Below are 14,700 nucleotides of genomic sequence, written 5' to 3'. Positions count from 1 at the left end.
CAATTGTGCTTGGTTTCTATCACTTAGTTTCTATTGCTTAGGTTCTATCACTTAGCACTTAGCTTCTATTGTTTAGTCTTGCTGAGCTTGGTCTTGATCTTTTTCGCCAAGGAAACCGCCTGTCTGGTGCGCCCAAAGTTGTGCATAAATACCATTGTTCTGCAGCAATTCTTGATGCGAGCCTTGTTCTACGATCTGGCCTTGGTCGAGAACAATCAAGCGATCCATCGCAGCGATGGTGGATAAGCGGTGCGCAATCGCGATAACGGTTTTACCCTCCATCAACTCATATAAGCTTTCTTGGATTGCCGCTTCTACTTCAGAATCGAGTGCTGAGGTGGCTTCGTCTAACACAAGCAGCGGAGCGTCTTTCAGTAGCACTCGTGAAATTGCCACGCGTTGACGTTGTCCACCTGACAGTTTCACGCCACGCTCACCAACTTGAGCATCGTAGCCCTCATTGCCAAATGGGTCGTTAAGAGTTTGGATAAAGTCGTGTGCGTGTGCCTGTTTTGTCGCTTTTAGTAACTCTTCGTCACTGGCATCAGGTTTGCCATACAAGATGTTGTCGCGGATAGAACGGTGTAACAGTGATGTGTCTTGTGTCACCATACCGATATTACTGCGCAGAGATTCTTGAGTGACATCTGAGATCACCTGACCATCAATTTTGATTTGGCCTTGTTCCACATCATGAAAGCGCAGCAGTAAGTTCACTAAGGTTGACTTACCTGCACCAGAACGACCAACTAAGCCCACTTTTTCGCCCGGTTTGATCGTCAAATTCATGTTGCTGATCACCCCTTTGTTTTTGTCACCATAGTGGAAGCTGACATCGTTAAATTCGATACCACCTTGGGTGACGTTAAGCGGTTTTGCATCGGTTTTGTCTTCGATATCGATCGGTTTTGATAAGGTTTTCATGCCATCAACAACGGTGCCCATATTTTCAAATAGAGCACCCACTTCCCACATGATCCACATTGACATACCGTTGATGCGCAGAGCTAGACTGATGGCAATAGCAATCGCTCCAATACTGATCGCACTGTCCATCCACAGTACGATCGATAGCGTGGCAATAGAAAAAACCAGGATGTAGTTGGTCACTTCTACCGCAACGTCAAAGCCCGTAACAAGGCGCATTTGGCGGTAAACGGTTTGTAGAAAGCCTTGCATGCCTTCTTCGGCATATTCTGTTTCACGGTGGCTATGTGAGAACAGCTTAACCGTAGAGATATTGGTATAGCTATCGACGATGCGGCCCGTCATCAATGAACGTGCGTCAGCTTGTTCGGTTGCGACTTGTTTCAGTTTTGGCACGAAATAGATCTGGATGCAGATATAAGCGACAAGCCAAAATAGCATTGGAATGGCTAAGCGCCAATCGGCTTGCGCGAGCAGAACGATCATGCTGGTGAAGTAGACCGACACATAGACAAAAACATCCATACTTTTCATCACGGTTTCACGCACCGCAAGTGAGGTTTGCATCACTTTTGTCGCAACACGACCGGCAAAGTCATCTTGATAGAAATTGACACTTTGCTTGAGTAAGTAGCGATGCGCCAGCCAGCGGATCGACATCGGATAGTTGCCGAGCAATGTTTGGTGCACAAGTAATGAGTAGCCGACGACCATGATGGGCATTACGACCAATAGCAGGGCACCATAAAAGATCAGGTCAGCCTGATTGTCTTGCCAGAAAGTTTCAGGATTACTGTTGGACAGCCAGTCAACCAAGTTACCCATCGCGCCAAACAGGGCGACTTCGACGATCGCAACAATGGTGGCCATGATTGACATGATAACCAATGGCACTTCAAATCCACGCGTATAGTAACGACAAAAAGCAAAAATGCCTTGTGGCGGCTGTTCTGGCTCTTGATCGGGAAATGGCTTTGTGAAGCTCTCAAATTTCTTGAACATACATCATCCTAAAGCGCGGCAAGAAAAAGATATTATGACGATAGGGCTGCGCGCTGTGTTAAGTGTTGTATGTTATCGTTTTGCCAGCAGAAATGTAACTAGAGAGCGGCTCATGATCGTGCGTTTATGTGGCAGGCGTCGATTTAGTCAGAGAAATAACGGTCAAAGTTCTATACGGTAGAAGAGGGAGCAATAAAAAGGCCAGCAATGCTGACCTAATTCGATGGAAATTGATGCTTATGCGCTTAGTGTTGCGAGCGCTCTGCAAATTTTTCTAAACCAATCACAAGGGCGATTGCCGCAATCATCATCACTACAGCCATACCTAAGTGGGCCGGTTGATTCATCACGTTCTCAAATTCAAATGGGGTTAAGTTGTGTTGAATCAATGGCACTTCTTCTCCCTTTGAGTTGGTGCGCCATGAGATGGTCTCTTTCCATGGCCAGATCTTTGGCAACGTGCCGATCATCAAACCCGTTAGGAAAACCAAGGTGGCATCTCTAAAGCGTTTTAGTAACCATGATAGAACATGAGAGAAGCTCAGTAGGCCAACCACACAACCAGTTAAAAAGAGCGACAGGATAGTGAAATCAAATGATTTTACCGCACCTAAAACCGGAGCGTACATGCCGATAAGTAGCAGAATAAAGCTGCCCGAGATGCCCGGAAGGATCATGGCACAGATCGCGATGGCGCCAGCAAAGACGATGTTGATGCTGGTCGGTTCCATTTGCAGTGGATTGAGTATGGTAATGCAGTATGCAAAAGCTACCCCCAGCAGCAGGAATATGGCACGGCTTATGGTGCGTTGTTCCACTTGTTTGAGGATGTGATACACCGACACCAAAATGAGGCCGAAAAAGAATGACCAAAGTGGAATAGGGTGAGTGACCAATAACCAAGAGATTAGTTTAGCCAAGGTCGCAATGCTGGTGAAAACCCCACCAAATAGCGCGATCAAGAATAGACCATTAATATGACTGAACGCGGCCTTAAAGCCTTCTCGTTTCCAAATGCCAAGCACAGTAGGGTTGATACGGCGAATACTTTCTAAAAGCGTGTCATAGATGCCGGTGATAAATGCGATAGTACCGCCAGATACGCCAGGTACAACATCGGCCGCGCCCATGGCGAGACCTTTAAAAAACGTCGTTAAGTAGTTCATTCAATACAGTAATCAGGTTGAGATGGCGAAAGTATACCGATAAAGGTGTCAAAAAAGTATGAAAATAGGGCGTAAAATCGCCCTAAAAATAAGATTGGATATTGGCTGAGGTTAACGCAGAGAGAGGCGATTACCATCAAACTTGAGGTGCGCCAGTAAAGTTTTCGCATTTTCCTTACCACGATCGTCAAACTTAACACCGTAGCTTCTTTTCTGCGAAGATTGCTTGACGTTACAAATTGTGCCGCTGAGTGAATCAAATGATGTCGATTTCCCTGGCATTGATATCAACAGTTCAACTTTTTCCCCTGATGCGAACGGGCGTGTAAGGGAAGGGGTAATATATAAGCAGCCACTTTTCGATAAGTCTCGCATCACACATTCGATACGATGATTGGTGCTGTGAGCTTTAGCACGTAAATTGACTTCATAACGAGGTTCATTACGCAATGGTGTGGAGTGCACGGTTTGTGGAATCGACATCGCAACCATCGCGATTGGCGCTTTGATGATGTGCAAAATTTGGCTGCGGAAACTAAATACCGCCCCTTCTCCACGCGGTGCAATAGCGCGTAATGTGGCCCAAAATCCTTCTTGGAAGAAGTCGTTGATGTTTTCATCTGACAGTTTAGGCAATTCGACCAAAATCATATGGCTAGAGTGAGTGCCAATAAAGTTACTTTTGATTCGAAAACTGGTACCGACGGGGGTGACGATACCAATGCTGAGTTCGCGGCCATGATCGATCATCGGGAGGGCATCGACGCTATTAACAACGGTTGCGGCGCGTGAGTTCATCGTGTTTGGCTGAGCTTTAGCTTCAGTGGTTGTCTGTGACTGAGTATTCATTCCACCACCATTATCCCGTTAGCGTATTTATTTTGAATTGAGCGTGCTGATCTCACTCTGAATCCTATTGTTTGACGTTACTTGTGTATAGACACGGTTAAGTTCAACTTATTTGCCTATTGGGAATACGCAGTAAATTCTATTGAGGGTTTGCTTCGAGTTCAAACATCAATATAGGTTATAAGTATGAGCTAGTTATCATTTTTGACGTCAATTATATGCATGTAGTCACATTGGACCAAGAAGAACAGCATTTTCAGGATTCTGTTGAGTGAGATTTGTTCTATTTCATGCTGTTTAGATACAATGATGATGTTGTCACCTTCACTTTGACCTGGGTGGCACTCTCTCTTTTAGAGGCTAGAGTATGGAAAGTTGGTCATTAAAGCGATAGTCGTGAAGACCGATTCGCATCATGGGAGTATAGCCGCAGCATGTTGTGCAGTGGTGACCTATCTGTCACTCTTTTTACTTGAATTCAAGCCGCAATGAAGGCCACTAAAGGGCTTAGTGAATTATTCGATACAAGGCTAATACGGTATCGATAACGAATCAAAATTTGACTATCGAGACCGTATTGGTATTGGTGAGCAGAGCATGAAGATTAGGTTTTTATTCTCGCCATATAATAGGTACTAATATATTCGCCACGACGAAATACCGAGCATTTCGCTTCCCCTTCGATCTCAAAACCAAATTTTTTATAGCAAGCGATGGCGGTCTGATTGTCACTATTCACATCAATCTGGATACGTTTGATCTGCAGCCAATTATCGGCGAGATCAAGAACGGTTTCGATTAAACGACTGGCAATACCTAAACCATGGTAGTTGTCGTGAACACCAATACCAAACGTTCCACAATGAATCAGGCGAGGGCTGCGCAGATGTTCAAATCCGATATTACCTACGACCACTCCCTCGACTTCGGCAACGAAACTATAGATGTGGTCAGGAATGTTTTCTAAACGATGTTGCCACAGCGCGCTGCTTGGTAAAGGGAGTTGCAATGTTTCACTTTGTGCCTTGGGTTGTGAATAGATCTCAGCTATAGCTGCAGCATCTGACACTAGGGTTGGGCGAATCTTAATATCCATATCTTTCTCATCCGCTTATCGGTTCATGCTTTGGTATAACATATTTATGGTTCTGTATAAAAAGTAAATATGATTGAGTGTGAAGGGTTCCCTCGGTAATCTTGCGAGGCGTTTTATAAGGAACCGTTTGATGAATCAATCTTCTGGGTGGAAAACCCCACAAAACTTTTTACTAATCATCTCTATTATCGTGCCAATTGCCTTTTCAAGTTGGATGGCTTTGTTGAATAACTTTGTTATTGAAAAAGCGAATTTCGATGGTGCTGATATTGGATTACTGCAAAGTGTGCGCGAAATACCAGGCTTTTTGGCTTTTACGGTGATTTTTGTGCTGATGTTTATTCGCGAGCAACGATTTATGATTGTGTCGTTAGCGATGCTTGCCATTGGCAGCGCGATGACAGGTTTTTTCCCGTCAGTAACAGGTTTGCTACTCACCACCTTACTGCTGTCTACCGGCTTTCACTATTTTGAAACCTTAAAGCAGTCACTCGCACTGCAGTGGCTGACAAAAGAGGAAGCGCCTGAGACGCTGGGTAAATACATTTCTGTTGGTGCACTCGCCTCTCTACTTACTTACGCGGCATTATGGGTTTGCTTGGAAGTCTTCCTGCTTGAATTTAAGTGGATCTATTTGATTTTCGGCGGGATTGGCTTTGCTTTGGTGGTTGTGGTTGCGTTTGCTTTTCCTCAGTTTGAAACCAAAGTGGTACAGAATAAGAAATTGGTGCTGCGTAAGCGTTATTGGCTCTACTATGCTTTAACCTTCATGAGTGGTGCTCGTCGTCAGATCTTTACCGTATTTGCCGGCTTTTTGATGGTTGAGCGTTTTGGCTATTCAGCGGCCGATATCACGTTACTCTTCGTGGCTAACTACTTCTTTAATTTCTTATTTGCAAAGAGAATTGGTCGTTTTATTGGTCGAGTCGGTGAGCGCAAAGCCTTGATGTTTGAATACATTGGCTTGATTGGGGTATTTGTTGGTTATGCCTTTGTTGAAACGGCGGAATGGGCGGCGGCGTTGTATATTGTGGATCATCTCTTCTTTGCTTTAGCGCTGGCGATTAAGACCTACTTGCAAAAGATTGCCGATCCGGCTGACATGGCCTCGACTGCAGGGGTGTCATTCACGATCAATCACATTGCCGCGGTGGTGATTCCGGTGACGTTTGGTCTCATTTGGTTGGTATCACCTTCAGCGGTGTTCTTTATTGGCGCAGCGATGGCTGGTGTGTCTTTGCTACTGTCGCTCAATATCCCCGCTAAGCCAGAAGAGGGCAACGAAGTTCGTGTGTTGAAGTGGCGCTAAACGTTATCGCTATTGCTGACAAGTAACTAACAAGTAAATGGATACTGGAATCAAAATAGGCGCCTACAAGGCGCCTATTTTTTTACTTAGAACGGATACCAAAATAATTGGCTATCCATCATGCGTTTGGTAATCGCTGCCGCAACCACAATGACAATTCCGAACAACGTCCATTTATCAATGCTGTTCAATGCTCTGCTGCTGTACCAAGTACGACGATTATGACGGCCAAAACCACGCAATGTCATCGCGTTTGAGATTTGGTCAGCACGATCTAAACTCGAGAAAATCAATGGTCCAAGGATTTTCGAGACGTTTTGCAGACGTAAGAATAGTGGTGTGTTCTTGGACAAATCAAGGCCACGGGCTTGTTGGGCATGCATGATATTGACGAAGTCTTTTTTCACTTCTGGCAAATAACGCAAGGTTAAACTTACCGCGTAGGCGATTTTGTAAGGTACACCAATACGATTCAAGCTCGCCGCAAACTCGGTTGGGTGCGTGGTAAAAACAAACACCAATGCGATTGGGAACATGCTGAAGTATTTTAGCGTTACCGTCAGCAGATAAAACAAGGTTTCTTGCGTTACCGAGTAATGACCAAGTGGCAATAATACGGTGGTTGAACCCATGTATTCCGTACCTTGTTGTGGAGCCAACAAGAACATAAATAGCGCGTTCATCATCAATACACTTGCCGTACCAATCAACAATGGTTTGTAGACTGATAGAGGCACGCGAGTCATTTTTAGCAGGCTAAGACCAGCAATAATCAATACACTGATTAGACGTAAGTCAAACGTAGTTAATACCACGGTTACCCACGCCATAAAAAGAGCAAACTTAGTGATTCCGTTCAGTGCATGCAAAGGGGATTTTGTATCAACATAGCTGATACCAAATTTCATTTTTGAAGCATTCATGCTGCCGGTTTCTCACGTTCAATAAAGGTTTGCATAAAGCGAATTTTGTCGTCGATATTCAATCGTTCGGCTAAGTCGTACAAGCTGGTGGTCGTCAGGTTGGCTTGCTCAAGCAAGTCTGGTTGACTGAATACTTGCGTCATAGGCTGGTCGGCGATCAACAGACTATCGGCAATCACAATCGAACGAGTTGAGTACTCCAAAACCAGGTGCATATCATGAGAAATGATCACCACAGTAATGCCCATCTCACGGTTGAGTTTTTGCACAAAGCTCAGCATTGACGTGTAGTTGCGGTAGTCTTGCCCTGCCGTTGGTTCGTCCAAAATCAACAGTTGTGGTTCCATCACCAAAATCGAGGCGATGGTCACGCGCTTTTTCTGACCATAACTCAGCGCTTCAATTGGCCAATGGCGATATTTCGCCAAGCCACATAATGCGAGTACGTCTTCGACTTTTTGTTCGATAACGCTTTCTTCAAGCCCTTTATTACGTAGACCGAAGGCAACTTCATCGAAGATCATATGATGAGAAATCATATGATTTGGGTTTTGCATCACCACACCGATCTTCTGACTGCGCTCAAAAATGTTGAGGTTAGCAATGTCTTGACCATCAAAGTCGATATTGCCAGCATCGGGTTCAACAACGCCCATGATCAACTTAGTAATGGTTGATTTGCCTGAACCGTTTTTGCCTAAGATCGAGACAAACTCACCACGTTTCACGTCAAATGACACGTTTTCGAGGGCGTTCTTCTCACCATCATAAGAGTAAGTCAGGTCGCGAATTTGCAGTAGAGCAGGCGCAACTTCAGCGCTAGCGGCAAGAGGGGTATCGATTTGCCATTGCGTAAAGGCTGACTGGTACTGCTCAACGCCGATATTGTCGAGTGAAGATAGCTTATCAGTGCTAGCAAGAGGGCAATGAGCGGCTTTGAGAGCAGAAAGATAGAGAGGCTCACGGATACCGTGTTGCGCCAATAAATCTGAAGCCAACAGTGCATCTGGCGTCATGTCTGCAACGATTTCACCTTGCTCCATCAAAATAACGCGATCAACATTGCGATGCAGAACATCCTCAAGACGGTGTTCAATCATCACAATCGTTTTGTTGGTTTTTTGGTGCAGCTCATCGATGATTTCGATGGTTTTGCGACCTGTTTTTGGATCGAGTGCAGCCAGAGGCTCATCAAACAAAAGAATGTCGACATCATCTACAAGGATGCCAGCCAGTGATACTCGCTGCTTTTGACCACCGGATAAGTCGTGTGGTGAACGCTCGAGCATATCTGCAAGATCGACCATTTTTGCTGTTGCTTTTACCAGTGGGTACATCTCGATATTCGACATGCATTGGTTTTCCAGAGCAAAGGCAATATCTTCACCAATGCTTAGGCCAACAAACTGGCTATCAGTATCTTGTAGTACGGTTCCAACTTGTTCGGTAAAAGCGTGCAGATCCAGCGCCGAAGTCACTTGACCATTAATTGTTAAGTGACCGGAAATCTCACCTGAAATCGCGTGAGGAATAAGGCCGTTTAAGCACTGACCAAGGGTAGATTTGCCGCTACCGCTTGGACCGATGATGACGATTTTCTCTCCTTGCTCTATCCTTAGATTGATATTTTTTAGTGTCGGTTTATCCAGCGACTGATATCTAAAAGAGAAGTTAGAAAATTCAATGGTCATTGCCGATTAGGCCTCAGTTAAATTGCGGCTCATCGCGTTGCGTTTGGCGACGTTTTTAAGAATGAAGAAACCAACAATCGCGATCAACAGTGAGTTGCCTGCCGCGATAATAGTTAACTGGGTAAAGACTTTGGTGAACGGTTCCGCGTACAAGATGGTATCGAGAAACGCAGAAGTACCATAGCCCACCACGTTGCCAACAAAAGCTAATAGCACAAACAGGGCAAAATCGGTTTTGTTGAAGATGCCTTTTTTAAGATTGTTCTTGGTCATACTTGAGTAAAAACCCATGGTGAGACCAACAATTCCAGAACCTAGAACCCATGTTAACCACACGCCCCAGCCTGCAAAGAGATCGGTAACCCAGTGGCCAATAAAGCCAACTAAAAAGCCAACCAGTGGACCAAACAGTACTGAGAATAGAGCCAGTACCGCCATGGCTGGTTTTAGGGTGGTATTAGCAAAAACTGGGATACCAAACATAGGCAGGCCGCCGATACCATAAAGTGCAGCGCCGATTGCAATAACCACGACGGTTTTGGCAGAAAGATTCATAGTTAACCTGTGTTCTAGCGAAATAAAATAAGTGATCCAAATGAGCGAATATTGATTCGATTTTTACTCATGGACGCGTAGGGGAGCGGATTATACAGAACATTGTGAGCGATGGAAAGCTAACTATCTAGACGTCTAGATGCGAAACTGATGGTCGTAAAGTGTGATGTACAGCAAATAAATGTAGCGGTTTGTCCATTTGGCTTTATTGGTGTGGTGAATATTTATACTGCGCAGCGATACTGGTGGGGATATAGTGACTAGGACATCGCGGCATCGGATGTTGAGAGATTGGTTACCGAGGCCCCGATTGGAGCCTCAGTATTTATGCTTTTATAGAAGACTATAAAGATAGCTTCCGTTGCTCTTTGTATTAGAGAGCGTTGATTTGTTGAACATCGGTGAGATGCGTCTTAAGTTAGTGGTCAAGGTAGAGATAGTTTTGCCAGCTCTTCATGCGAATCAACACCTTACGCATGATGGACACGTGACTAAAGCTATCGGAGTAGACCGCCACTTCAACGGCGGTCCCCATTGGCAACGCGTATGCTGTTAAATCATCATTCACCTTGAGCGTGACTAGTACTCGACCATTGGTTCTCAGAGCGTCAGTACCGACGAGCGTGCCGCGTGCTTGAAATTGGCTTTCGCCGATGGCAGGCAAGATATCAATGATTTCCCCCTTAAATACTTTTCCTGGCAAAGCTCTAAAAATAAATTCAGCTTCAAAGCCTGGTTTTAAGCGTTGAAGAGAGTTTTGGCGAAAGGCTGCGGTGTAAACCAGCTCTTCGCTATGAACAAATGTCATCACTGGAGCGAGTGGTAGCGGCACAGCCATCACTCCCGGACGTAGTGCTAGTTGAGTGGCAAAGCCATCGGTTGGCGCATAGACGGTGGTTTGCTCAAGGTTAAATTCAGCTTTACGTAGATCGGCGAGTAAACGGGCTACAGTGGTATTTTCTCCGCCGATTTCAGAGTTCAATGCAATCTCGGCTTTGTCGATATTGGTTGATGCAACTTCCACTGTTGCTTGAGCCGCTTTAAAGGCTTGACGACGCGTATCGAGTTGTTGCGCGGTGAATGCGCCTTTATCGTAACCCCGTTGATAACGATTGAATTCACGTTGTGCTTTATCACGTTCAGCAATCGCTTTGGTTAATGCGGCTTCTTTCTCTTGTACGGTAGCCTCGAGCCCCAAAGCGCCTTGACTAGCTTCTTTGACTTGAGCTTTGAGTTTGTCGACTTCAGCCATATAAGGAACGGGATCGATCTTAAATAGCACATCCCCTTCTTTAAGTGGCTGGTTAGCTTCGACGGGAACTTCAATTACTCGGCCTCGAACACCAGACACTATTGGTGTGGTTGAAAACACCTGGTTACCAATTTGAGTGTAAGGGTGGTTAAAGTTCATCAAGAGAATTAAGGTGCCAATCAGTACGACACCACCGAGCACGGCGGTAGGGACTGTCCACTTATTGAGTGGGATGCGGAAGACTTTGAAAACAGCAATACAGAGAGCGGCATAAGTGAGTATCAGTAATAGATCCATGTTTACTGCTCCTCTTTATTGGTTGGTTGTTCAACACTGTTTGGCTGTTCGACGGATTGCTGGGGTGTGTTTAATTGTTTCGATTGTGTTTCTTTTAGCGTTGTCATTTCATGTTGTAGAGCTTCGACTTGATCAATTAAATGCTCAAGACGATGATGCAGGTCATGTTGCTCTTCTTCGAGTTTATGAAAACCCCAGCCACGTTCCTTGCGCCATAGCGTGGCCCAAATCCATAAAAACGGCCAAAGTACGTGTAAGGTAAATAGGCTAACCCAGCCAGCATAGTGAATGGCATCTTGATGAGGATGTTCGCGACTTTTGGCGATTTCATAGGGAATGTCATGAATGGCGATAATGCCATAAAACAGCACGAGGGCCACGAAAACGAGTAAGCCCAGAGCGAAGTAATCGAGAAACATAATAACCGTCCTTGTATAATTATATGCTTTAAGTATAACAATTAAATCATACAATTAACGGTATTTTGTTGCAGTTTTGTAACTTTGGAGATTTTATTCATAGCACACTTGGTTGCGGCCATTGGCTTTGGCTCGATAGAGCGCTTTGTCTGCACGATAGAAGGTGCGTTGAGTATTCTCGCCTTCACGATGTAAAGTAATCCCGATACTAACGGTTAAGCCCCGTTCGCCTAATATGTCACCCCAACCAAACTGGAAAATACGTTCGCGATAGTTCTCGGCATGCATAGTAGCTTGCTCCAGCGTGTGGCGCTCAAGAATAATCAAAAACTCCTCACCACCAAATCGCACACAAGAGGCGCCGCGGAATTTAAAATAGCCAGCAAGTTCCGATGAAACGCTAACGATGGCTTTATCGCCTACCAAATGGCTCAACTCATCATTGATGGATTTAAAATGATCAATATCAACCACTAACAAAGCAAAAGGGGTGTCATGCAGTAACAGGTCTTTTAGTTTTGCATCCAACCAGCGTCGGTTGTGTAGCCCGGTCAATGGATCGGTGAAGACATCTTGTTGCAATTGCGCTACAGCATGTTTTTGGTGCTCCGTGGTCTCTTTTAGCTCGCGATTTTCTAACTCTGATAGGATCAACTTGAGCTGTAACTCAAAGCGCGCAAGACGGCGTAATTGACTTGCACCTAACTCACATATTGGGATTTTTTTCATCAAATCGCTTTCAATGCGGTACGCACAGTGCTGATATTCAAGTGCTCGCTTAAAGTTGTGCTGTTTCTCACATACTGAGGCGAGCGCATCACACAGTCTTAAATTCAAAATAGGCGAACCTTCTTTTTGAATTCGGGAGTGGGCACGTTCCAAGATCCAATTGGCTAGATGGATCTTTCCTGCATCGTTAAGGCAATAGCCCAGCTCCATGCGCATCATATTCGACAACCAGTTCGAATTGATATTGCCGGCAGCGTATTGCACGTGGCCGAGGCAGCGCATCGCATCATCAAGGAGGGCTTGTTGTCTAAGTAAACGTGCTTGATAAAGCAAAATTTGCCCTGCGAGTACTTTATCACTCACAAGGATACTCAGTTCCTCACACTCTTTGATGAGTTCCTTGGCGGCATTGATACGTTTAAGATCAATGTAGCAGGCCAACATATAGAGCTTATAGCGTAGACGCAAAGAACGACTGCTGATGGCATGGTCGAGACTGTCGATTTTTTGATAATAGCGTAGGGCGCGGACGTGATCGCCATAAGCATCACATAAGTTACCCATGCCTAATACGGCTTTCACGTACGAGTCGATGAAGCCATTTTCGACGGCAATGGTTGATGAAGCGATATATTCGTTAAGGGCGGCGTTAAAATCACCATGATCGACTAAGCGATCGGCTAAATAGCCCCGCACTTCAAGGATCAACTGAGCATCTTGTGGCAAACAGAGTAAATCTAACCCGGCACGCAGTTCATCAATGCCTTCTTGGAATTGTTTAAGCGAGGTTCGAAACTCTGCTCTGATCACATAAGATTGTGCTTTTTCTTGTGGTGTGGTCGCGACATGTTGACGGATGTGATTCCAGAAAACGAGCGCTTCCTCACCCGTAACGGAAGACGCATCTAAACCAGCATCTGAAATTTTGTTTAACAATGCTTCCATCATAATTCTGTCACCACCGGTTCTTGCTCTAACTGTTCCAGTGTGAACGGAAAGGTCAGGATGTCGTAAAAGGAGAGTTGTGGCATGCCCTGTTTGATACCACGACGTTTCCACGGATACATTTCAAACATTTGCGTCAATACTTGGAAAATACGATGCGCATCATCGCCTTTTTCAGCCAAGAGCAGACCGAGTTTGTCGGTACTTAAACGTGAAAGTAGATCTTGATGGTTACAGAATGAGTGAGTCAGCTCAGCACAGATGTCTAAGCACTTATTGTTTGGATGATGGATAATGATGGCCACATGATTGGCGCGTTTCAACTCAGTTTTAAACAGCATCATCTGTTCCCACCAAAACGTCTCTGAGACCATTTGGCTCATATGTTTATCAGGGTCGTATTCATGCTGGGCACGGATACGTTTAATTAATTTTTTTGCGCGCTGTTCAAGCGTTCGTTTCGACGCGCGAGCCTTGTCGCTGCCTTCACGTACTGTCTGCTCGCGTAACATTTCGGTGGAATGGGTTCGATATTTTTTAAAGGCTTGCAGCGCAATCACAAAATCGCCAACTTCTTCAGCAACGCGTGATTGCTGAAAATAGATTTGTGATAGCAGCTCGCCATTATCAAAGCCGTTGGCTGTTCTTTCTGCGGCAATAAGAAGTTGGGAAGCTTCTGAAGGTTCTTTACGCATCAGCTCTAAACGTGCTTGGCTAATGTAAGCGTGCGCTTTCATCCAAGTTAGGTTGTTCTGTTCAACCAACTGTTGTGCTTTTTGCGTGGCTTTTTCGGCATCATCGATTCGTTCTAAACCGAGCAAAGCTAGACCACGGAAATCCCAAATTTCAGCCTGCCATGTGCGGTCATCATGATGTAGTAAAGCTTCTTCGGCGCTGTCGAGAATAGAAAGCATGTCAATATAATGACCGATGAGATAGTGATCCCATGCCAATAAGATACGGGCTTTGCCTTCAAGCCAATAGATGCGCATGTTATTGGCCACTTTGACCGAGAGTTCATGGGTGGATAACGCTAATTCATACTCTCCCAATACGCGCCACACATTGCCAAGGCCGATAAGCGATTCAATTTGTATCTCAACTTGGTCAACTAATGCCGATTGTTCGAGGGATTGAATCCAATATTGCTGGGCTGAGTAGTATTTGGCTTGCCCCCAAAAGTGCAGAGCATGGAGGTGAAGTATTTCTGGTAAGTCGTCATCGTTATCGACTTGGCTCAGTTTAGTGTAGGCTTCGCGGATAGTTTTTAGGCCTTTACGGTAATCCATAAGCGCCCAATAGCAACGGGAGATAATGACGAGACTTTGGACAACACCTCGAGGAAACAGGATCTGATTTGCTCTTGTCGCGCATTGCTCCGCTGCAAGTAACACCTGTTCAGGTTCGCTTTCAATGCGTGATTTGAGCTGTCCAAGCTCAACTTCTAGCAAATGCTGACTCTTATCCAATGAATTAATCCCTTAACCGCTAACTGAATTCATACCTTAGTATTATAAAAATAGCCGCCTTTCGTGTGCTA

12 protein-coding genes are annotated in these 14,700 nt (G+C 45.0%); 1 reads left to right on the top strand and 11 read right to left on the bottom strand.

Annotation, left to right across the window (positions count from 1 at the left end):
• Nucleotides 1-72: 72 nt before the first annotated feature.
• The 4 genes from RH86_RS08610 to RH86_RS08595 form a co-directional block, all read right to left on the bottom strand.
• Entirely contained in the window at nucleotides 73-1,929 is a 1,857-nt protein-coding gene (locus RH86_RS08610) for an ABC transporter ATP-binding protein (protein WP_005593454.1), read from the bottom strand.
• Between the two features lie 245 nt (nucleotides 1,930-2,174).
• Nucleotides 2,175-3,095, bottom strand: coding sequence for a DUF368 domain-containing protein (locus RH86_RS08605; protein WP_038219467.1), 921 nt, complete (start codon nucleotides 3,093-3,095; stop codon nucleotides 2,175-2,177).
• A gap of 111 nt (nucleotides 3,096-3,206) precedes the next feature.
• Entirely contained in the window at nucleotides 3,207-3,944 is a 738-nt protein-coding gene (locus tag RH86_RS08600; protein ID WP_009385958.1) for a flagellar brake protein, read from the bottom strand.
• A 604-nt stretch (nucleotides 3,945-4,548) separates the two neighbouring features.
• Nucleotides 4,549-5,040: a GNAT family N-acetyltransferase gene (locus RH86_RS08595; RefSeq protein ID WP_009385957.1), complete on the bottom strand. Its 492-nt coding sequence runs from the start codon at nucleotides 5,038-5,040 to the stop codon at nucleotides 4,549-4,551.
• A gap of 130 nt (nucleotides 5,041-5,170) precedes the next feature.
• On the opposite strand from RH86_RS08595, the gene RH86_RS08590 reads away from it, so the two are divergent.
• Entirely contained in the window at nucleotides 5,171-6,349 is a 1,179-nt protein-coding gene (locus tag RH86_RS08590; RefSeq protein WP_009385956.1) for an MFS transporter, read from the top strand.
• Between the two features lie 86 nt (nucleotides 6,350-6,435).
• Here RH86_RS08590 and RH86_RS08585 read toward each other — a convergent pair whose 3' ends face one another.
• The 7 genes from RH86_RS08585 to RH86_RS08555 form a co-directional block, all read right to left on the bottom strand.
• Nucleotides 6,436-7,272, bottom strand: a complete 837-nt coding sequence (locus tag RH86_RS08585) for an energy-coupling factor transporter transmembrane component T family protein (RefSeq protein ID WP_009385955.1) — start codon at nucleotides 7,270-7,272, stop codon at nucleotides 6,436-6,438.
• Nucleotides 7,269-8,963: an ABC transporter ATP-binding protein gene (locus RH86_RS08580; RefSeq protein ID WP_009385954.1), complete on the bottom strand. Its 1,695-nt coding sequence runs from the start codon at nucleotides 8,961-8,963 to the stop codon at nucleotides 7,269-7,271. Before RH86_RS08580 ends, RH86_RS08585 begins: the two co-directional genes overlap by 4 nt.
• Before the next feature lie 6 nt (nucleotides 8,964-8,969).
• On the bottom strand, nucleotides 8,970-9,518 hold the full coding sequence (locus RH86_RS08575) for an ECF-type riboflavin transporter substrate-binding protein (protein WP_009385953.1): 549 nt from the start codon (nucleotides 9,516-9,518) through the stop codon (nucleotides 8,970-8,972).
• 418 nt (nucleotides 9,519-9,936) lie between these two features.
• A complete protein-coding gene (locus tag RH86_RS08570; RefSeq protein ID WP_009385952.1) occupies nucleotides 9,937-11,067 on the bottom strand; it encodes an HlyD family secretion protein in 1,131 nt (376 codons plus the stop codon).
• Between the two features lie 2 nt (nucleotides 11,068-11,069).
• A complete protein-coding gene (locus RH86_RS08565; RefSeq protein ID WP_009385951.1) occupies nucleotides 11,070-11,486 on the bottom strand; it encodes a DUF3302 domain-containing protein in 417 nt (138 codons plus the stop codon).
• 93 nt (nucleotides 11,487-11,579) lie between these two features.
• On the bottom strand, nucleotides 11,580-13,160 hold the full coding sequence (locus RH86_RS08560; protein WP_009385950.1) for a GGDEF domain-containing protein: 1,581 nt from the start codon (nucleotides 13,158-13,160) through the stop codon (nucleotides 11,580-11,582).
• Nucleotides 13,160-14,629 (bottom strand): tetratricopeptide repeat protein, encoded by a 1,470-nt coding sequence (locus tag RH86_RS08555; protein WP_009385948.1) that lies wholly within the window; start codon nucleotides 14,627-14,629, stop codon nucleotides 13,160-13,162. Before RH86_RS08555 ends, RH86_RS08560 begins: the two co-directional genes overlap by 1 nt.
• Nucleotides 14,630-14,700: the final 71 nt, after the last annotated feature.

It is taken from the genome of Vibrio sp. N418 (assembly GCF_000222565.1).
In the GTDB taxonomy this organism is placed as follows: Bacteria; Pseudomonadota; Gammaproteobacteria; order Enterobacterales; family Vibrionaceae; genus Vibrio; species Vibrio scophthalmi.
Note: the sequence above shows the minus strand (reverse complement) of the source record. Positions and strands in the feature narration are given on the sequence as shown.